This window comes from Stenotrophomonas sp. 21LCFQ19, from assembly GCF_056861425.1.
Window position 1 is genome coordinate 72548 of the sequence record NZ_JBSPUF010000012.1, and the last position, 17776, is coordinate 90323.

Below are 17776 nucleotides of genomic sequence, written 5' to 3' on the forward strand. Positions count from 1 at the left end.
AGGCGTGTGGCTTCGGTTCCGATAAGTGGCACCAACTATGGTGACTGGTCGTCCTTTGATTGCACCCTATGTTGAAGGTTCTCCGGGCGAAGGTTCGTATAACGCTTGAGGGTGGCCCAGCTCTCGTGGAGTGTAAACAGCGCCACTTCGTGGATGCCGTAGCCTGCCTCGAATAGGCGGCTGGTGGCTTCGTGGCGTAAGTCATGGAACCGCAGGTCAGCGATTTCCAGCACGTGACAGGCGCGGGTAAAGGCTGCGCCCACTGATTTTGGCTCGAACGGGAAAATGAGCGGATTGAGTTCGCCATCGGGCAATAGCTGTCTCGGCTGCCGTTCGATTACTTCCAGTGCCTCTTTCGACAACTTAAACACCTTGTGATTACCCAGCTTATGGGTAGGGTGCTTCACGTCGCGCAGGCGGCACACGGCCTTTGCGGTGTCCAGATCATCCCAGCGGAGGCGTGTTATCTCTTCCTGGCGGCGTGCGCTATGGATCGCGAACCACATGATGTCGCGCATCGGGATCGCGGCGCGAACGTCACGGGACGCGAAGTTTGCATCGAGCATCTGCAGTTCTTCAGTGGTTGGTCGACGATCGCGCTGTTTCGGCTTTCCGATCAATCGTTGTTGGCGGAGATACTCAGCTGCGTCGTCCAGCTCCTGCATCGGCACTGGAACGCGTAGAGCGACCCTCGCTGCCCGGAACACCTGACGCAGCCAAATGAGGTCATTGGCGGCGGTGGCGGGGCCTGCGCCTTCCTTCCGGCGACCTTGGGTGTATGCGATGAAGTCGGCATGGGTGAGCCGATCAACTCGCATGTCAGCTATGGCCCCATCACCGATCCGAGCGAGGTCTGCCGTCTTGGAGCGGCCCCAAGGGTTGTCGGCGGCCATCTGTCCCGAATACCAGGTGATCATCTGGGCAACCGTCATACGGGTGCCAACGGTCTCGCCGCGGGCGCGCTGGCCGGCCAGCTCGGCTTCACGCCTGGTCAGCCATTCTTTAGCAAGAGCCTTGGTCGGGAAGGTCTCTGACTCCCGGTGCACGATCTTTCCCTCGGACTTGAGCCGAATGGTCGCCGTGTAAGATGTGGCGCCGCTGGCCCGTCGCCTGGCCAAGATTGATCCCATGGTGCTACATGTCCATTTCTGTAGCACTCAATGTAGCACTGCCTTCGCGGCAATGCCCGGAAAACCCCGGAAATACGATGACAATGCAGCAGCCCGAGAACGCCGTAATTAAAGCCTCTAAGTCCCGTCAGCCTTACGTTCTGGAGGGTTTGAGGCTATCGGTTGCCCCGATGATGGACTGGACCGACAGGCATTGCCGGGTTTTCCACCGGCTGCTGGCGCCGGGTGCGCGGCTGTATACCGAGATGGTGCACGCCAATGCGGTGATCCATGGCGACCGCGAGCGGCTGATCGGCTTCAATCCGGTCGAGCAGCCGCTGGCGCTGCAGCTGGGTGGCAGCGATCCCGATGCGTTGGCCCAGGCCGCGCGTATCGCTGCCGATTGGGGCTATGACGAGGTCAACCTCAATTGCGGCTGCCCGTCGGACCGGGTCCAGGCCGGGCGTTTTGGTGCTTGCCTGATGCGCGAACCTGAATTGGTTGCTGAATGCGTGTCGGCGATGGTGGCGGCGGTGGATATTCCGATCACCGTGAAATGCCGCCTGGGCGTGGACGAGGACAAGGACTACGAGGTGTTCGCTGGTTTTGTGGACCGGCAGGTCCAGGCCGGCGCGGCGATGGTGGTGGTGCACGCCCGCAATGCCTGGCTCAAGGGCCTGTCGCCCAAGGAGAACCGTGAGATCCCGCCGCTGCGCTACGAATGGGCTTACCAGCTCAAGCGTGAGCGCCCGACGCTGCCATTGGTGATCAATGGCGGCATCGCCACGGTCGAGGCCGCGCAGCAGCACATGCAGCACCTGGACGGGGTAATGCTCGGCCGTGCCGCCTACCACGACCCTTATGTGCTGCATGCGTTGGACTGTGCCCAGACCGGCCAGCCGCTGCGCGGGCGTGAGGAACTGCTGGTCGCGCTGCGTCCCTATGTGGAAGCGCAGCTGGCCGCCGGCCTGGCGCTGAAGCACATCACCCGCCACGTGCTCGGCCTGTTCCACGGGCAGCCGGGTGGGCGTGGCTTCCGCCAGGTGCTCAGCGAAGGCGCGTACCGACCCGGCGCTGACTGGGCCTTGGTCGAGCAGGCGTTGCAGGTCACCCGCAGGCAGGCAGAGCGGGTCGCCTGAGCCGGTGGGTTGGGCGGGGAAGGGCTCTTTGTCCGGTCAGCTTGCTGAACAAGTGCGCGGGGCAGGGGGGCGGGTTCAGATCGGATTCACCCCTAAAAATCAAGAATTTGGCTCAATTTCGTAAGGCTCGTGGAAAATCTTCCCGGGTCGTGGTTTACGAATTTTGAACGTTGCCTCGCCGTCCGCTAGGATCTGCCCCATGCATTCGCTTTCCCGTCGTCGTCTGCTGGTCACCCTGATTGCCACGTTGGTCGTGGCCGGTCCGGGCGTGGTCGTGGCGTCGGCGCAGCAGCCGCAGCAGTCGCGGGGCGACAGCGCCCGTGTCGCCAGCGCTGATGGCGGTGCACGCGTGGCCCGCCAGGGCAATGACCGTTCGTTGTCCGATGCCGTCCGGCGCGTGCAACGCGAGACCGGTGGGCGCATTCTTGGGGCCGAACGCGTGCCGTATGACGGCCGCGACATCAATCGTGTCAAATACATGGATGACCGTGGGCGCGTACGCTACATGGACGACCCTGCGCCTTCACGAGACCACCCGCGCGACCAGCGGGCGGAGCTGCCACCACGCGGCGATAACTCCTGAACAGCGATAGTGGTTGTGGTTTTTGAATACACACGCTGGCCGTAAGGTCGGCCCAAAGTACTAGGGAGAGTTCATGCGTATCCTTCTGGTTGAAGACGAAGCCCCGCTGCGGGAAACCCTTGCGGCCCGCCTCAAGCGCGAAGGTTTCGCCGTGGATGCCGCTCAGGATGGCGAAGAAGGCCTGTATATGGGCCGCGAAGTGCCGTTCGACGTGGGCATCATCGATCTGGGCCTGCCCAAGATGTCGGGCATGGAGCTGATCCGCGCGCTGCGTGACGAGGGCAAGAAATTCCCGGTGCTGATCCTGACCGCCCGTTCCAGCTGGCAGGACAAGGTCGAGGGCCTGAAGCAGGGCGCCGACGACTACCTGGTCAAGCCGTTCCATGTCGAAGAGCTGCTGGCTCGCGTCAACGCGCTGCTGCGCCGCGCCGCGGGCTGGTCCAAGCCGACCCTGGAATGTGGCCCGGTTGCACTGGATCTGGCCGCCCAGACCGTGAGCGTGGCCGGCAGCAATGTCGACCTGACCAGCTACGAGTACAAGGTGCTGGAGTACCTGATGATGCATGCCGGTGAGTTGGTCTCCAAGGCCGACCTGACCGAGCACATCTACCAGCAGGACTTCGACCGCGACTCCAACGTGCTGGAAGTGTTCATCGGCCGCCTGCGCAAGAAGCTCGATCCCGATGGCGAATTGAAGCCGATCGAAACCGTGCGTGGCCGCGGTTACCGTTTCGCGATTCCGCGCAACGAGGGCTGAGCCCCGCCAAGGGGTAGAGCGTGATGACGGGCCGTCAGTGGCTATTGAAGCGTTGGCGGCCCCGCTCGTTGCAGGCCCGCCAGCTGCTGGCTGCCTCGGTGGGCCTGGTGGCCTTCCTGGCCTTGGCCGGTTACGCGCTGGACGCGGCTTTCGGCCAGACCGCGCGTGACAACCTCAGCGAACGCCTGAAGAACTACGCCACCGCCTATGCCGGTGGCATCGATTTCACCCGTGATGGCTCGCTGTACATCCGCGAACAGCCACCGGATCCGCGCTTTGATTTCCCCGGCAGCGGCCTGTACCTGCAGGTCGTCATGCCTGGCCATGTCGCGAACTCGATGTCGGCCGAAGGCCCGATGCTGCCGGACGTCAGCGAGCGCACGCTCAAGCCGCGCGAGGAAGTGTTCGAAGGCCCCTTGCCCATCACCCAGATCGACGGCACGCCCGGCGAGGTCTATCGCTATGGCATGGGTTTGGTGTGGGGCGGCGACGGCGCGCCGGAATCCGAGTTTCCGTACACCATCTATGTGCTTGAGGATTCGCGCGCGCTGGGCATGCAGCTGCGCAGTTTCCGTGCGGCGGTGTGGTTCTGGCTGGGCGTTACCGGCCTGATCCTGCTGTTGCTGCAGACGCTGGTGCTGCAGTGGAGCCTGCGCCCACTCAAGCGCGTGATCAACGAACTGACCCGCGTGCAGCGCGGTGAACGCGAGCGCATGAGCGAGCTGCATCCGCGCGAGCTGGAGCCGCTGACCGAGAGCATCAACGCCTTCATCGAAAGCGAGCGCGAAAACCTCGAGCGCCAGCGCAACACCCTGGCCGATCTCGCGCATAGCCTGAAGACGCCATTGGCAGTGCTGCGTACCCAGTTGGAAAGCGGCACCAGCAATGAGGCTGACCTGCGCGAGGAAGTGGGCGTGCAGCTGCAGCGCATGAACAACCTGGTGTCCTACCAGCTGGCGCGTGCGGCATCGTCAGGACACAAGTTGTTCTCGGCACCGGTGCCGATCGAGGCCACCGCCGAAGAGATCGTGCGTGGACTGGAGAAGGTCTACGCCGCCAAGGGTGTGTTCTGCGAGTTCGAGGTAACGCCGGGGGTCAACTTCTACGGCGAGCCGGGCGACTTGCAGGAGCTGCTGGGCAACCTGCTTGAGAACGCCTTCAAATGGGCCAACCGCCGCGTGTTGCTGACCGCAAAGCCGATCACTGCAGGCAACGGCAAGCGTGCCGGCCTGGTGCTGGCGGTGGATGACGATGGCCCGGGTATTGCCGAGGACAACATCGCCAAGGTGCTGCAGCGTGGCGTGCGCGGCGACGAGCGCGTGCAGGGCCACGGCATTGGTCTGTCAATCGTGCAGGACCTGATCAAGGCTTATCGCGGCGAGCTGCAGGTCAAGCGTTCCGAAGAACTGGGCGGCGCCCGATTTGAAGTGACCTTGCCGCCGGGCATCTAGTTCTGGAGCAGGCCTGGGTATTGCCGGCCGCGTGCTTGTTCTTGGTGCTTCTTGCGCTTGAGCTGAAGCCAAAGTCAAAAACCGACCCCTCCCCAACCCTCCCCTTGGCTGCGCCAAAGGGAGGGGGCGAAGCTTGCTCCCTCCCTTGCGCACGCAGTGCGTAGGGGAGGGCCGGGGAGGGGTTGGCTTTTGATCTTGCCTTTGCTCTACCGCAGCCCAGCTTCAACCGGCCCATAAAACCGGCGCAGATGCGCCGCCACCGCCGGCATCGTCCGCACCAGCAGTTCCGGCGCGGAGAAGTGGTACTCGCTGACCACTGCGAAGAATTCCTCCGGCGCTTCCGCCGCATACGGATCAATCACGGTCTCAACGTCCGCATCCACCTGCGCGCAGAACGCGTCATAGGCCTGCTGGAAATCCCGCGCCCACTGCCGCTGCCAGTCGCGCGGCAGCGGCGGCGTGCCATCGATGGCGCCATCCAGCGCATCGATCTTGTGTGCCATCTCATGCACCGCAACGCAGAAGCCGGCCTGCGGATCGGCGATGTCAGCCTGCACATCGGCCCACGACAGGATCAGCGGACCGCTGCCCCAGGCCTCGCCGATCAGTTCGTCATCCCACTCATGCAATACCCCGGCCGCATCGGTATGACTCTGGCGGACGCGGAAGGCATCCGGGTACACCACCAGTTCCGACCAGCCATGCAGGCCCTCGCGGCCGAACTCGATCAGCGGCAGGCAACACAGGGCGGCCAGCACCATGCGCTGGCCGTCGTCCAGCTCCAGCCCGGCAACCGGTGTGATGGTCTTGCGCTGCAGGAACAGTTCCACCAACGCCCGCAGCTTGCGCTCGCGTTCGGCGGACAAGCCGGACAGCCACAGGCATTGCCGGCAGGTCTGCTGCCAGAGCGTGTCATCAAGTGGAGGCGGTGTGCGCTGCCACCAGCGCAACAACGACTGGATCAGCGGAACATCCCGGGCAGCAGGCGATGCCAGCGCGGTGCACGCAGGCGCGGCAGCAGATCATCGTCGCTGCCACCACCGGCAGCACGCGGGGTAGCGGTCTTGGCCGGGGCCGGCGTTGCCGGCGGGGCGTTGGCGATGCCAACGGCGGCAGCCGGGGCGGCTACCCGCTCCACTTCGGCTGGCGCGTAGCTGCACGCACTTTGGCCAGCGCCGCCGAGCGCATCCGAAGCCTGCGCTGCAACCGGCGCCAGCAACAGGATCAGGCAATGAGCGAGGTGGCGCATCGTCAACATCCAAAGGCGGGCTAATTCCCGATTCTAGCCTGCTTTTTCTCCGGAAAAGGGGAGTGGCGCTGGGCGGCCTCCGGGGCTTGCCGCATAATTTCCCGGTCTGTTGTGAGGAAGCTGCTGTGGATGACCGCCAATTGCTGGCCAAGCTGGGGGCCGGAGCGTTGTCCGGCGATACGCTGGCGCGTGAGCTTGGGCTGACCCGGGCGGCCGTCTGGAAGCGTATTCAAGGGCTTCGCGCTGCTGGCGTGGCGATCGAGGGCCGCGCTGGCGACGGTTATCGACTTGCCCAGCCGGTTGAATTGCTGGATCCGGCACAGATCCGGGTGGGCCTGTCGGCGGCGGTGCAGCCATTGCTGTCCGAGCTGGAAATAGCCTGGTCATTGAGCTCAACCAACACGGAATTGCTGCAGCGCAGCGCGCCTGAGCGCGGAACGGCGGTCCTACTGGCCGAGCGACAGACCGGTGGTCGTGGCCGTCGCGGCCGCCATTGGGCCTCGCCGCTGGCTGCACATGTCTATCTGTCACTGTCGCGCGGCTTTGGTGGCGGCCTGTCGCGGATGGGCGGGCTGAGCCTGGCGGTTGGCGTGGCCGTGGTCGAGGCCCTGCACGGGCTGGGCTTCCGCAATGCCGGCTTGAAGTGGCCCAACGACGTGGTGGTGGACGGGCACAAACTCGGTGGCCTGCTGGTGGAGGGCGGCGGCGAATTTGCCGGCCCGGCACGGGCGGTGATCGGGCTGGGTTTGAACGTGCGCATGCCGCAGGCCAGCGCCGCCGACATCACCCAACCGTGGACCGATCTGGATACGTTGGCCGGCCGTGAGGTATCGCGTAATGCCGTGGTGGCGGCCTTGCTGGCGTCCCTGCTGCCGGCGCTGGAGCAGTTCGAGCAGCATGGCCTGGCGCCGTTCCTGCCACGCTACGCCACCATGGATGTACTCCAGGGCCGCGCGGTGCGCGTGGAGGAGGCCGGTGTGCTGCACGATGGTGTGGCCTGCGGACTGGCCGAGGACGGCGCATTGCGGGTGAATATTGATGGGCGGGAAACCTGTTTCCATGCCGGCGAAGTCAGCGTGAGGGCGGCATGAGCGATTGGTTGTTTGACCTGGGCAATTCGCGTTTCAAATTCGCTCCGCTGCAAGGCGATAGCGCTGGCAGCGTGCAGGCCTGGGCACATGGCGCCGAGGCGATCACCGCCAGCGCGCTGGACGCCTTGCCGCAAGGTGATACCGCATGGGTCGCAAGCGTTGCATCGGCAGCGCTGACCGCGGAAGTCATGCAGATCCTGCAGAGCCGCTTCAGCACGGTGCACGTCGCCAAAACCCTGCCGCAGTGCGCGGGTGTAACCGTGGCCTATGCGCGCCCGGAAAAGTTCGGCGTGGACCGTTTCCTCGGCTTGCTGGCGGTGGCGCCAACGCAGAAATCGGTGCTGGTGGTCGGCGTCGGCACCGCGCTTACCATCGACCTGATCGACGCTGATGGCCTGCATCGTGGCGGCCGCATCGGTGCCTCGCCAACGGTGATGCGTGAAGCCCTGCATGCCCGCGCTGTGCAGTTGCCCGCCAGCGGCGGCGACTACGCCGAGTTCGCCAACGACACCGCCGATGCGCTGGCCTCCGGCTGTGATGGCGCCGCCGTGGCACTGGTCGAACGCAGCCTGCGCCAGGCGCAGGTACTGCTCGGCAGTGAGCCGGCTCTGGTGGTGCATGGTGGCGGCGCATCGCCGTTGCTGCCGTTGCTGCCCGGGGCCGACTACCGACCGGCGCTGGTGCTGGATGGTCTGGCGCGCTGGGCAGTTCACCACGGCGCGTGTGCCCGGTAGGATCACCGCATGCTGACCCGTCTCCTTATCGTCCTGCTGGCCATCCTCAATGTTGGTGTCGCGCTGTGGTGGATGGCGCCGCGCGCTGAGCCGGTCGCCGTCGTGCCGCCTGCCGAGCCCGGCGTCGCCAGCCTGGAAGTGCTTCCTTCGCCGGCGCCCGGTAATGTCGGTCCAGCAGCCCCGGCTGCTGCTGAAACCCCGGTTGCAGCGGCAAAGGATGCTGCACCGCTCAACGCGGCGCCTGCGGCGGTTGCCATTACGGAGGCCAAGCCGACTGCGCTGCCGCCAGCCGCCACCGCAGCGCTCGAGACCAAGCCCGATCAGGCCAAGCCGGCCGAGATCAAGCCCGCCGAGACCAGGCCGCCAGCCGTCGTGCAATGCGCCAGCCTTGGTCCGTATGCCACGCAGGCGCAGGCGCAGGCGGCCATGACCGCGCTGGGCGCTGATGCCGCCCGCCCGCGTCTGCGCGAGGTGCCCGGCAAGGCAGCCAGCAGCTACCGGGTGCTGATCGCCCCGGCGGCCTCACGCGAGGAAGCCCAGGCCACTGCCAAGCGCATCGTCGAGGCCGGTTTCAGCGATTACTTCGTTGTCTCCCAGGGCGAGGAAGCCAATGCCGTCGCGCTGGGCCAGTACCGCAACCGCGAAGGCGCCGAGCGCCGCCTGGCCAGCCTGACCGCTGCTGGCTTCCCGGCCAAACTGGCCACCAGCGGTACCGAAATCGCGCCCAGCTGGTGGGTGGACACCGCCACCGCCGGTGCCGCCACCCCGGCCAGCTTGAAGCAGCGTGCAGCTGCCGCCCAACAACAGTCGTTGGATTGCGCGCGTCTGCGGTAGAATGGCGCGCCCCGCCACGGCGGGGATCGGGGAGCACCGGTCTTGACCAGCTTTCCTCCGGTTGCAGCGCTACCATCGCGCAACCGCAGCACGTAACACGCCTTGCCGCTTTAGCTCAGTTGGTAGAGCAACTGTCTTGTAAACAGTAGGTCATCCGTTCGATTCGGATAAGCGGCACCAGTGCGAGGTTGCGAAAACCCTTTTAAAATAGGGGTTTACGGAAAAAGGCCAGCTCGATGAGCTGGCCTTTTTCGTGTCGCCGGTAAAATTGCCGGTAAAATTAGCGGCGTCTCGGTGGTTCCACGACCGCTACTTCGTGGTCATACAGCTGTCTCATTGCCTCAGTGACGTGGCCACCCGATGCCTTGTCATCGCTGTCGGTGATGCCTCGATGTTTAAGCCCGTGCATTGCGAAACGCTGTTCCTTTGAGATAACCCCCGCAGCGATTGCCTGCTTGATCATCCGTTGCCATGCGCTGTCTAGGGCCGACTTGGAAAGCGGCGTGCCTGTCTCCGTAACCAAAAGCGGGCGGTCCTTTGCGTGCAAGGGCGTCGGCCGCCCGTACTCCTGCATGCGTTCCTTGCGGTAGTCCTGCAACCATTGCACCGATTGGCGCAGCTCTTCGGTCCACGTCGTCACGTTGTCGCGGGAGCCTTTCCTGCGGTTGCTGTGTATGCCGTTGGGAAGGATGTGCGCGTCAGTGAGGGTATTCACTTCGATCCCGCGCAGGCGCACGTTGTAGGCGAGCACCATTGCCGCCGGCAGGTAAGGCGCGCAGCTGCCGGCAGTGTGTGCATCCTTGATCGCGCATTGCCTGGCGAATGCCAAGACGGCAGCGAAAGCATCGTGATCGGGCATCCGGTGGTTTCCCCGCTCCCTGACCTTGCGGATGCCGATCACCGGATTGATGGTACAGACACCATGGCGCAAGCCCCAAGCGAACAGTCGGCGCAAGAACTGCGCGAGACGGTTGGCCTTGGACGGTGCAGGTTTCAGCTCCTGCTGCTTTGCGTGTGCCGGTCTACCAATGGCGATGGCCTCAACAATGCGCTGAACAGCAGGCACTGACAGTTGTGCCGTGGCCACACTGCCCAGCTTGCGGCCGTCCTTGAGGACGTAGTCGCAGGCCGAGTCGGCAAGCCAGTCGTAACCGCTACGGGTCTTCGTGGCCAGCTCCCTGTACTCACTCGACAGCTTGAAGGCATTAACCAGGTGTTGCAGCGTGCCGGCCTGCGCTGCGGAGGATCTACTTTCCATCGTGGCATGCAGATCCGAAAGGCGCGCTCGCCGGTTGGCTACCGTGTGTTTCTTCTGGCCGACTCCCTCGGGGTGTGGTTCAAGCACGTACCACCGGCCGTCGCCCCAATAGATCCCCACCGGCAGTGCTCCCTGGTCGATGTGACCAGGGATATCCGGGTTGTGTTTCCTCTTTCTACCTTTGCCCATTAGATCAACCCTACAAGTCCATTTTCCTCGGGAACGGGTTCCCTGTTGCCATCCAAGCCTAGGGCGGAGTTCAGCGCATCGAGCGTCGTGCAGATCCCGCCTTTGCCGTCCTGCAGGAACCGAATGCGGTTGCGCTCTGCCCAGGTGATGACGGTATGCGCTCTGGGTGGTGGCCCGTTAGGGGCAACAATACGCTGCAGGTCCGTAAAGGTCAGGATCCGGCCGAAGCCGGATCCCTCCCCGGAAACCGCGCGGCCCATGGTGTCCGCTGCCGGCCGTTGTTGCTGGTTTCCATCAGCCACGATTGCCCCCTGTGAGGCGCAGGCCGAGCTGCAGCACGTTGCTTGGGGCTGGGGTAGGGCGGCGGGTGCGGATGCCCTGCATGCGCCGCCAATCGCGTTCTGCGGCGTCCCGGTCATCATGGCGAGCCGTCTGGCTACAGGTGCATTCGACAAAGATGCCGCCTTTGGAGGACCGGCAGCGCCGGTCCTCCATCAGTCTGGCCACGTGGCCGCTCTTGCACCTCATCGCGTCGGGCAGGCGTTCCAGTTGGCATTGGGTCATGGCTTTCTCCCGTCACGCTTAGCTGGATCGAACAGATCGACCTTCGCCTGCTGCGCCTTGGTCAGTTTGATTCCAAGCAACTTGGCCTTGTTGACGAGGCATTCTGCCGCCCACCTTCTTTCTCGCCATTGGGTTCGGCGTTTGCCCGCAGCTAGATGCTCATCCATCTGCGCCTTGGTGATCACGCCAAGGCGTTCAAGAGCGCGCATCGTTGAGGTCTGCATTTCGTTGGCTTCGATGGTGTAGCAAACCTTTTGACTGCAACTGCTGTAAACCTTCCCATCCGACGCAAGCAGCAACGTAATGCGTCCGTCTCGTACCGCCTTAACAACGTTGATCGGGCGGCTGGTTGGGATCGGATGGAGAACCATGCTATCGATCTTATCTACCGGCGAAATGAAGTTAGTCATTGGCGTTCACCTGCACCGTTGGCGCGAACAGCTCGGCGCGCTCGACGCTGTAGTGATCGGACTGGTATGAAGCCAGACACAAGTATTCCTCCTCGGTCACCTCAGACCAAAGCCCGCCAGACTGCCGGTCTTTCAAATGGACGCGGTACATGTACGCAATTGGACGATCTGTGCGGAAGCCGCGGCTTCGCGCCAGATGATCCTGGGCAAGCTTGGCCAGCGCCCACGCAGCGTCCGCATTTGTGCAGCCATCGCCTACTTCGATAGCGCCGGCATCGGTGATCCGCAGGACGGTCTTACCCCCTGACTGATAGAGCCAATGCTTCGACGGGGTGACGTAGCGGATAAGGTCTTTGCCGATAGCGGGGATGGTGATCGCTGAGGAATCGAAAGCTTGATCGAGCTTCTGCACAACGGTGCAGGGAGAGTCGGAAGCACGAATATCCGCCGCGTTGACGTAACTGCTGGGCTTACGCATGGAACACCCCCTGTTCCAGATCGAACCCAAAGCGCAGCAATGCGACCGCCACAGCGAGGTTTAGGTATTCGCTGGCCAACTTCACCTGCAGGCTGTTGAGCGGGCTGCGGCCGACTGCAGCGTTCCGGCTGGCGTTGCGCATCAGCGCCGCGCCGTTCTTCAAACCGGCCAGGTTAGAGGTCGCGCATTCGTGGATCCAACGGTCACGGATTGCGCGTGCTTCGTCGGCTTGGCGCTTCTGCAGGTTGGCCGAGCTGATCAACTGCTCATGCCGGCGGATGCAGGAATCACGCAGCGCGTCCAGCTGGGCCTCCAGCGACACAGACAAGGGGGCGGGGCCGAACTCGGCCTGCAGGACGCGCTCGGCGGCGCGCAGATGCGGGATGGTATCGGCGTCGATCCGATCCAGTGCTTGGGCGGCGGTGTAGCCCTCCTGCTGCAGCCAGTCATGGCGATTGAGGACAAGCGCGACGGTCAGCGCCTCACCGGTAGACATGGGGCCGGGCGTGCCGGCGGCGCGGGCTGCCTTGCTCAGTTCGATTACGCGAGAGAGCTTCATGCCTGCACCCCACGCCGGACGGCCATGCGGGCGCTGCCGCGCCGCTTGATGGTTGCTTGCCCGACTGCCAATCCGGTGTGCTTGAGGGCCGGGGCGCGGGTGTTCCACAGGTGCAGCGCCAGAGCGCCGCCGGCAGCGGGTGCCAGCATCAGCAGCAGATTAAGCATTGGTCACCTCCCGGCTGGCTTTGGCGGTGCTGTTGCTAACACCGATGAGGGCCAGCGCGGCGCTGATATCCATCATCGGCGTACCCAGCAGTTCCGCAGCACGGTCCCCGTACCAGTAGCTGTTAGCCAGGTACAGAAAGCCGTGACGCTGCAGGCGCTCGCCGTCGAGCTGCACATCGTCCAGATCCTTAACGCTCTGCAGGCCGAGGCGCTTTGCGATGGCCTCGGCGTGCAGGGTCTTGCCGCTGCCTTGGGGGGCGTAGACAACGATGGACTTAGGCACGGTCCACCTCCCGCTGGGCTTGCGCAATCGCGTCCTGAGCGGCCTGTGTGGCCGCCTTGGGCAGCATGTTGGCCAGCGCATAGGGGAAGGGCAGGCCGAACATCAGGGCGGCCAGCTCGTGGCCTACAGCGCACGCACAGGCCTGCACGTCGGTGGGGCCTTCCACCTGCACCCATCCGATGCGGACGCTGGCACGACGCTCCCAGCGGCGCAGCACAACCCAGCCACGGCCCATGGCCAACTCGGCAACCATGGTGACCTGGTCGTGGGTCACGATCAGGCTAACCACTGCCTGCGGCGGGGTTTCGCGTGCTTTCATGGGGGCCGTGGTAGCCTCCGTGCCGGGTCCGGTGGTCGGTACCGGCGAAGGTGTAATGGTGTGGGGAACAATCCCGCTCATCTGTTGCATGGCTCTCATCTCCTGAGCTTTGTTGGGAGGCCCTTGGGGTGGTGTTGGCGCACCACCCGCCGGACCCGCTTTTTTTTGGCGCTACTGCGCCGGTTGAATCAGGTGTTCAAGCTTCGAACACCCAACATTTCACTGTTGGCGACTTTCCAAGAGCGCCATCGCGCAGGCTGCTGTTAACAGCGATGCTTGCGTCAACGAACTTGTGCCTGCGCGAGTTGCGCAGCAGGTGTCGCATTTCGTTGATATCGGCGAGCTTCTGTGAGAACAGGGCCGCCTTGGCGTAGAACTCGTTGAGGTTGATGGCGATTCGCTTATCGTCGCGGGAATGGTTCACGCGGCGCTCTTGACCCAGCCCCTCCAGGTATTCAAAGACTTCCCAGAACTGGGAAACGTCTGGGTGATCGGCGCTGATTGCGCGCTGCCGGTCCTCGGCCATGTCCGCCAGCGCAATCTGCGTTTTTTCGCGCATATCCTTTGGCAGATCGATCACTAGCGATAGGCAGTCCACCAGCGCCATCATCTGCGCGTGGTTCTTGATGACGCGCTCGATGCGAATCTCCTTTCGTGCGCGCAGAGCGGCTTCCCAGAACTTCACCCTGGTAGCAAAGGTTTCCAGAACCGTTTTTTCTGCCTTTATTGCTTTAACCAGGAAATAGCTCAGCGCCTCTACCTGCAGCTGGTTGAGGTTGTCGGCCGCGATGCGGCTATCGGTGGTGACGTCAGGGCGCTTGAAATGCAGCTTGACGATACGGGTCAGGATTGCCTCGCTGGCGTCCACGGCCGCGTTCTGGCTGATAACGATGGTGCCGCGAAACGGTGGCTCGTATGTGTCGTTTCCGCCATTGCGGACGCCGCGCGTAGCGAGCGTGCCGCCGCCGAAGAAGTCTTTCAGTTCATCCCATTCGAAGGTCTTCGCGTGAGCCTTGTCCGGGCTGCTGCGGTCGGCTTCAAGAAGGACCACCGGCATGCCGCTGGTCTGACCCATGGCGCGGGCGCGGCCGGCCTTTGAGGACTTAGCCGGATCGAAGCCTTCGTAATCGCTGCGGCCCAGCAGCTTCCACAGGAATGTCAGCAGGGTGGTCTTGCCCGCGCCCGCCTCGCCTGTGGCTTCCAAGAAGGGGAAGCTCTTGTGGTCAGCGCGGATCTGCTCGGCGAACAGGGAACCGAACCAATAGGTAAGGGCAACCATGCCGTGGGTGCCAAAGCACAGCCACAACCACGGCAGCCAGTCGGTGCGGTAGCTCTCGGCATCGCGCTGGATTTCCATGCGGATCGACTTCTGCGTGGTCTTCAATCGCAGCTTGTCGAACTCGAAATAGTCCTCGGTGTTGGCCTGCACCAGTTCGCCGTTGCGTACAGCGATATCGCCAAGCACGTAGGCGCGGTGTTCCTTGCTGTAGCCAACGTAATCAATGGTTTCCACTTTCTTGATGTTGTAAAGCTGATCCTTCATCACGTGGATCAGCTCGCTGGCGGTGCCATCGAACACAGCGCCCGGCGCAAAGCTGGCCAGACGGTCGCGGAAGGCCGGAGCATTCAGCGTCTGCGAGGAGGTGAAGGTGCCTTTTACGCTGGGGGCGTCATGCGGGAAATCGACGCGGAAGAAGTACCAGCTCTCATCAGTGACGTCATTGCGCTGGAAATACAGTGCTTCCGGAAAGCAATTGGCGATTTCGTGGACCTGTGCCGCTGCTCGCTCAATTTCGGGCAGCTTGTCGTCCAGATCGTCTTCGCCGTTTGCCTTGATGTGGTCCGACTTGAGCTTCTCGAAACGGGAGGTATCGAAGGCAAACCAGTACATGCGCGAGCGGAACTCAAGGTGGAACTCACGACGGCCGCCATGGCGGAACATCAGCATGCCCTTTTCGATGGGGCTCTTGGAAAGCAGCAGATCGCCCTGGTAACGGGCTTCTGCCATATCGTCCTGCCACTGTTGCTGCTGGTCCGTCTTGTCAGCGTGCGCAATGGCCCGCAGATGCAGGTCGTTCCAGTCCACTTTGCGGTCGCTAGGCTGGGGGATCAGCGCAGCTTTGCAGGTGAAGCCCATGGCCTTGGCGCGTGCGGCGTGCTTGCGCAGGTAGTCGTGGGTGCCAGGACCGTTGCCCTTTGCCGGCTCGTTGTCCGGTGCCCAGATAAGCGTTGGCAGGTTGCCGGCGCGTAGCTTGGCCAGCGCCTGCAGGTCCTCAACAGGAAATTGGTTGGATGACATGGCAGACACAGCCACGTTCCCGTGGTGTAGGTGCGCGATGGCGTCGAAGATGCCTTCAACGATCCACAGCTCGTTGCAGGTTGCCAGCTGCTCGGTCATGGTAGGGGCCGCCCACCAGCAGCCAGCGTAGCTGTGACCTGGGGCGAAACGGGCCTTCATCTTGCCGAAGCGGTGCGGCCGGTCGATCAGGCGCTCCCACCACTCACCTTTGCGCAGCGGGAAGCGCACGGTGGCGCTGCCCTGCTTGATCTGGGGGCTGTAGTAGTCCGCTTGCGTGAATAGTCCGCGGACCTTGCTCAGCTCGAAACCACGCGAGTGCTGCAGATACGCCTCAGCCGCTGCATGCGGGTTGGCGTCGGTGGTCGGGTAGCGTTTGCCCCAGTCATCAAACAGATCGTCGTACACGTCTTTGACGTGCACCTCGCGGCCACACTTCGCCTGCCGGCCGCAGCGCAGTACCCACGGTTTGAGATAGTTGGTGTAAAGCTCTTTTTTACCGCACGTCGGGCACTTGCCCCCGCGCATGTACTCGGTACTCGGCCGCAGCTTGAGCCCATAGTCGCGCTCAAGCCGCTGCAGCACCTGTTGGCGCAGATCCTCTTGCATTTCAGGCCGCCGTGTTCCGGTAGGTGGGGTGTTGCATGGCTCTCTCTCCTGGTGGTGCTGCAGCGCGGCCGGTGTTGGCGCACCGGCGCGGGCTGTTGGGGTTTAAATCAGTTCTTCCAGCGGGGTAGAACGGTTCAGCACGTCGCGCATTTCCTCGCTGATGTACTCAGCAACTGCGGCGGTGTTGTCGTGCGTGATACCGGTTGCCTCTGCGATGGGGCCGGTTAGGCGTGACAGCAGCTCGCTGGCTTGCTGTGCCCGCCAAAGACGGTCGATATCTTGGGGCGGGAGTACCTGGTCAATGAGCAGCGTGGGCTTATCAGGCGTCATGGCGCACCTCGCTGCGGGCTTCGCGCGTGGCGGTGACGGCCGTTTCGACGTCGGCAAGGGTCAGGGCATGGACCGGCTTGCCGCACGCTTCCAGCCGCGCCCCAAGGGCTAGCCAGTCGGTGTGATTCCAGTCGAGGGTGTCGGCGATGAGGCCGAAGTAGTGAGCGATTTGGCGCGCGGCAGACGCGGGCGCACCTTGGCTGTCGATAGACATGGTGGATTCCTTGAGTTTGAGGAATCCGCCACACCGAGACCAATCGGTGGTGGCGGACGGTACGGGTTGGTCTACCGGACTCAAGGAACCGGCGGGGCGTAAGCCCCCCGCGTACCGCCCGCCATTGAACTGGTGAGCAGGTGCCCGAAGCGATGCCTGGGCACAAAAAAGCGCCTTGCATCGGACGATGGGCGCTGTTGCGCCTTGAGAGAACGGGAGACCAATCCCGGTCGCCGATTTTGCGGCGACGGCAGAAGCTTCGCTCCATCCTTGGCGCGTGTCAATATGCGGAAATTCGCGGGAGTGCGAATTCAATGAAGCAACTGGAAAACTAATGGAAATGAAACGCTTATCTTTGGTGGTTGGGATTGCCCTTTTGTCTGCATGTGCGTTGCCTGCACCACCACCGAGCGTGGAGGGAGCGGTGGACACCGAGCCAAAGCTCGATGCTGCACCGACACCCATAGAAGACGCTGCGATACCGGCGATAGCGGATGAAGCAGAGGCAGATCCAACGCTTGGCATCACGGTGAATGAGTACGTCAAGAGGTTGGCCGAGGTCACAGCGGACATGGGTTCGCTCAAGGTGGGGAGCGTCGAGGCACCGGCTAGTGATGGGTCGTCCACCATCCACCTGGGCGATGGCGCGGCTGTTGTGCTGAGCGTGGACAGTGATTCCGGCAAGGTGGATTCGCTCACCTTCACCGGTGACCCCGCCAAGAATAGTGATGCTTTCGCGTTGATCACTCTTGCCGGCGTAGCCGTGCATGCTGCATTCCCTGCTTCCGAAGGCGAACAGGTCAAAGCGGCGCTCGGAGAGGCTTTCACCGGATTGGAAGCCGGCGGGACGACTCGCGAGGTACGGATTGGAGATCGCGTTGTATTCGCCAGCATGGCAGTTGGCCTTGGCTTGGTGGTTGGAGTAGAGCCGGCCGACGCTTGACGGGCAGGCCAATAGGGCGCTTCACGCACGTGTTTTGCTAACGTGGGGGAGCGGGCCCGAGAGGATTTCGTAAGCACCACCAGCGGCAAGGTGCTCCTCTACCAAAGCGCGAAGCTCGGCCGCTTCGCGCTGCTTTTGATCCGGTGAAGTAGGGGCGCCAGAGAGAACCTGCCCGTGTACAAGTCGCGGCATCTGTGCAGTTGTCCAGTT

21 protein-coding genes, 1 tRNA gene and 1 pseudogene are annotated in these 17776 nt (G+C 63.3%); 9 read left to right on the forward strand and 14 right to left on the reverse strand.

Annotated elements, in window-relative coordinates; translation table 11 throughout:
* Positions 1 to 35 precede the first annotated feature (35 nt).
* Positions 36 to 1130, reverse strand: a complete 1095-nt coding sequence (locus AC13FW_RS14200) for a tyrosine-type recombinase/integrase (RefSeq protein ID WP_482989492.1) — start codon at positions 1128 to 1130, stop codon at positions 36 to 38.
* A gap of 83 nt (positions 1131 to 1213) precedes the next feature.
* Here AC13FW_RS14200 and dusA point away from each other — a divergent pair, with 83 nt between their 5' ends.
* The 4 genes from dusA (at position 1214) to AC13FW_RS14220 (ending at position 5039) form a co-directional block, all read left to right on the forward strand.
* Positions 1214 to 2248 (forward strand): tRNA dihydrouridine(20/20a) synthase DusA, encoded by a 1035-nt coding sequence (dusA, locus tag AC13FW_RS14205; RefSeq protein WP_482989557.1) that lies wholly within the window; start codon positions 1214 to 1216, stop codon positions 2246 to 2248.
* Positions 2249 to 2447: 199 nt separating this feature from the next.
* A complete protein-coding gene (locus tag AC13FW_RS14210; RefSeq protein WP_343229762.1) occupies positions 2448 to 2831 on the forward strand; it encodes a PepSY domain-containing protein in 384 nt (127 codons plus the stop codon).
* 73 nt (positions 2832 to 2904) lie between these two features.
* Entirely contained in the window at positions 2905 to 3588 is a 684-nt protein-coding gene (locus AC13FW_RS14215) for a response regulator transcription factor (RefSeq protein ID WP_057627010.1), read from the forward strand.
* Between the two features lie 23 nt (positions 3589 to 3611).
* Positions 3612 to 5039, forward strand: coding sequence for an ATP-binding protein (locus tag AC13FW_RS14220; RefSeq protein WP_282267579.1), 1428 nt, complete (start codon positions 3612 to 3614; stop codon positions 5037 to 5039).
* 206 nt (positions 5040 to 5245) lie between these two features.
* On the opposite strand, the gene AC13FW_RS14225 is transcribed toward AC13FW_RS14220, so the two are convergent.
* Positions 5246 to 5992 (reverse strand): M90 family metallopeptidase, encoded by a 747-nt coding sequence (locus AC13FW_RS14225; RefSeq protein WP_482989493.1) that lies wholly within the window; start codon positions 5990 to 5992, stop codon positions 5246 to 5248.
* Between the two features lie 8 nt (positions 5993 to 6000).
* Positions 6001 to 6288 carry a hypothetical protein gene (locus AC13FW_RS14230; protein ID WP_481614669.1) on the reverse strand — a complete coding sequence of 96 codons (288 nt, stop codon included), beginning with the start codon at positions 6286 to 6288 and terminating at the stop codon, positions 6001 to 6003.
* Positions 6289 to 6413: 125 nt separating this feature from the next.
* Between AC13FW_RS14230 and birA the strand changes: the two genes are divergently transcribed.
* The 4 genes from birA to AC13FW_RS14250 all read left to right on the forward strand — a co-directional run bounded on the left by birA (position 6414) and on the right by AC13FW_RS14250 (position 9127).
* Positions 6414 to 7379 (forward strand): bifunctional biotin--[acetyl-CoA-carboxylase] ligase/biotin operon repressor BirA, encoded by a 966-nt coding sequence (birA, locus tag AC13FW_RS14235; RefSeq protein ID WP_482989494.1) that lies wholly within the window; start codon positions 6414 to 6416, stop codon positions 7377 to 7379.
* A complete protein-coding gene (locus AC13FW_RS14240; RefSeq protein ID WP_482989495.1) occupies positions 7376 to 8113 on the forward strand; it encodes a type III pantothenate kinase in 738 nt (245 codons plus the stop codon). The genes birA and AC13FW_RS14240 overlap by 4 nt, the downstream gene beginning before the upstream one ends.
* A gap of 9 nt (positions 8114 to 8122) precedes the next feature.
* Complete coding sequence (locus AC13FW_RS14245; protein WP_482989496.1) at positions 8123 to 8947, forward strand: SPOR domain-containing protein; 825 nt, start codon at positions 8123 to 8125, stop codon at positions 8945 to 8947.
* A 104-nt stretch (positions 8948 to 9051) separates the two neighbouring features.
* A tRNA-Thr gene (locus AC13FW_RS14250) sits at positions 9052 to 9127 on the forward strand.
* A 100-nt stretch (positions 9128 to 9227) separates the two neighbouring features.
* Here AC13FW_RS14250 and AC13FW_RS14255 read toward each other — a convergent pair.
* The 11 genes and pseudogenes from AC13FW_RS14255 to AC13FW_RS14305 form a co-directional block, all read right to left on the reverse strand.
* Positions 9228 to 10394 carry a site-specific integrase gene (locus AC13FW_RS14255; RefSeq protein ID WP_482989497.1) on the reverse strand — a complete coding sequence of 389 codons (1167 nt, stop codon included), beginning with the start codon at positions 10392 to 10394 and terminating at the stop codon, positions 9228 to 9230.
* Positions 10394 to 10696, reverse strand: coding sequence for a hypothetical protein (locus AC13FW_RS14260; RefSeq protein ID WP_482989498.1), 303 nt, complete (start codon positions 10694 to 10696; stop codon positions 10394 to 10396). The genes AC13FW_RS14255 and AC13FW_RS14260 overlap by 1 nt, the downstream gene beginning before the upstream one ends.
* Before the next feature lie 258 nt (positions 10697 to 10954).
* Positions 10955 to 11368, reverse strand: coding sequence for a hypothetical protein (locus tag AC13FW_RS14265; RefSeq protein WP_482989499.1), 414 nt, complete (start codon positions 11366 to 11368; stop codon positions 10955 to 10957).
* Entirely contained in the window at positions 11361 to 11846 is a 486-nt protein-coding gene (locus AC13FW_RS14270) for a hypothetical protein (RefSeq protein ID WP_482989500.1), read from the reverse strand. The genes AC13FW_RS14265 and AC13FW_RS14270 overlap by 8 nt, the downstream gene beginning before the upstream one ends.
* A 343-nt stretch (positions 11847 to 12189) precedes the next feature.
* Positions 12190 to 12405, reverse strand: a pseudogene (locus tag AC13FW_RS14275) (hypothetical protein); the annotation flags it as partial.
* Positions 12402 to 12572 (reverse strand): hypothetical protein, encoded by a 171-nt coding sequence (locus AC13FW_RS14280; RefSeq protein ID WP_482989501.1) that lies wholly within the window; start codon positions 12570 to 12572, stop codon positions 12402 to 12404. The gene AC13FW_RS14280 and the pseudogene AC13FW_RS14275, both read right to left, overlap by 4 nt.
* Positions 12565 to 12855 carry a nucleoside/nucleotide kinase family protein gene (locus AC13FW_RS14285; RefSeq protein WP_482989502.1) on the reverse strand — a complete coding sequence of 97 codons (291 nt, stop codon included), beginning with the start codon at positions 12853 to 12855 and terminating at the stop codon, positions 12565 to 12567. Before AC13FW_RS14285 ends, AC13FW_RS14280 begins: the two co-directional genes overlap by 8 nt.
* Entirely contained in the window at positions 12848 to 13174 is a 327-nt protein-coding gene (locus AC13FW_RS14290; protein ID WP_482989503.1) for a hypothetical protein, read from the reverse strand. Before AC13FW_RS14290 ends, AC13FW_RS14285 begins: the two co-directional genes overlap by 8 nt.
* A 196-nt stretch (positions 13175 to 13370) precedes the next feature.
* The gene (locus AC13FW_RS14295; RefSeq protein WP_482989504.1) at positions 13371 to 16079 is read right to left on the reverse strand and encodes a toprim domain-containing protein; all 2709 of its coding nucleotides are present in this window, start codon (positions 16077 to 16079) and stop codon (positions 13371 to 13373) included.
* A gap of 102 nt (positions 16080 to 16181) precedes the next feature.
* A complete protein-coding gene (locus AC13FW_RS14300) occupies positions 16182 to 16409 on the reverse strand; it encodes a hypothetical protein (protein ID WP_482989505.1) in 228 nt (75 codons plus the stop codon).
* A complete protein-coding gene (locus AC13FW_RS14305; RefSeq protein ID WP_482989506.1) occupies positions 16399 to 16623 on the reverse strand; it encodes a hypothetical protein in 225 nt (74 codons plus the stop codon). The genes AC13FW_RS14300 and AC13FW_RS14305 overlap by 11 nt, the downstream gene beginning before the upstream one ends.
* Positions 16624 to 16957: 334 nt before the next feature.
* Between AC13FW_RS14305 and AC13FW_RS14310 the strand changes: the two genes are divergently transcribed.
* Positions 16958 to 17566, forward strand: a complete 609-nt coding sequence (locus AC13FW_RS14310) for a hypothetical protein (RefSeq protein ID WP_482989507.1) — start codon at positions 16958 to 16960, stop codon at positions 17564 to 17566.
* The last annotated feature ends 210 nt before the right edge of the window (positions 17567 to 17776 follow it).

Coding starts and splice junctions, on each gene's coding strand:
- AC13FW_RS14300 (WP_482989505.1), bottom strand. CDS start 16,409: ATGACGCCTGATAAGCCCACGCTGCTCATTGACCAGGTACTCCCGCCC.
- AC13FW_RS14245 (WP_482989496.1), top strand. CDS start 8,123: ATGCTGACCCGTCTCCTTATCGTCCTGCTGGCCATCCTCAATGTTGGT.
- AC13FW_RS14240 (WP_482989495.1), top strand. CDS start 7,376: ATGAGCGATTGGTTGTTTGACCTGGGCAATTCGCGTTTCAAATTCGCT.
- AC13FW_RS14215 (WP_057627010.1), top strand. CDS start 2,905: ATGCGTATCCTTCTGGTTGAAGACGAAGCCCCGCTGCGGGAAACCCTT.
- AC13FW_RS14295 (WP_482989504.1), bottom strand. CDS start 16,079: ATGCAAGAGGATCTGCGCCAACAGGTGCTGCAGCGGCTTGAGCGCGAC.
- dusA (WP_482989557.1), top strand. CDS start 1,214: ATGCAGCAGCCCGAGAACGCCGTAATTAAAGCCTCTAAGTCCCGTCAG.
- AC13FW_RS14290 (WP_482989503.1), bottom strand. CDS start 13,174: ATGAAAGCACGCGAAACCCCGCCGCAGGCAGTGGTTAGCCTGATCGTG.
- AC13FW_RS14265 (WP_482989499.1), bottom strand. CDS start 11,368: ATGACTAACTTCATTTCGCCGGTAGATAAGATCGATAGCATGGTTCTC.
- AC13FW_RS14305 (WP_482989506.1), bottom strand. CDS start 16,623: ATGTCTATCGACAGCCAAGGTGCGCCCGCGTCTGCCGCGCGCCAAATC.
- AC13FW_RS14310 (WP_482989507.1), top strand. CDS start 16,958: ATGGAAATGAAACGCTTATCTTTGGTGGTTGGGATTGCCCTTTTGTCT.
- AC13FW_RS14280 (WP_482989501.1), bottom strand. CDS start 12,572: ATGCTTAATCTGCTGCTGATGCTGGCACCCGCTGCCGGCGGCGCTCTG.
- AC13FW_RS14220 (WP_282267579.1), top strand. CDS start 3,612: ATGACGGGCCGTCAGTGGCTATTGAAGCGTTGGCGGCCCCGCTCGTTG.
- AC13FW_RS14270 (WP_482989500.1), bottom strand. CDS start 11,846: ATGCGTAAGCCCAGCAGTTACGTCAACGCGGCGGATATTCGTGCTTCC.
- AC13FW_RS14230 (WP_481614669.1), bottom strand. CDS start 6,288: ATGCGCCACCTCGCTCATTGCCTGATCCTGTTGCTGGCGCCGGTTGCA.
- AC13FW_RS14255 (WP_482989497.1), bottom strand. CDS start 10,394: ATGGGCAAAGGTAGAAAGAGGAAACACAACCCGGATATCCCTGGTCAC.
- AC13FW_RS14200 (WP_482989492.1), bottom strand. CDS start 1,130: ATGGGATCAATCTTGGCCAGGCGACGGGCCAGCGGCGCCACATCTTAC.
- AC13FW_RS14210 (WP_343229762.1), top strand. CDS start 2,448: ATGCATTCGCTTTCCCGTCGTCGTCTGCTGGTCACCCTGATTGCCACG.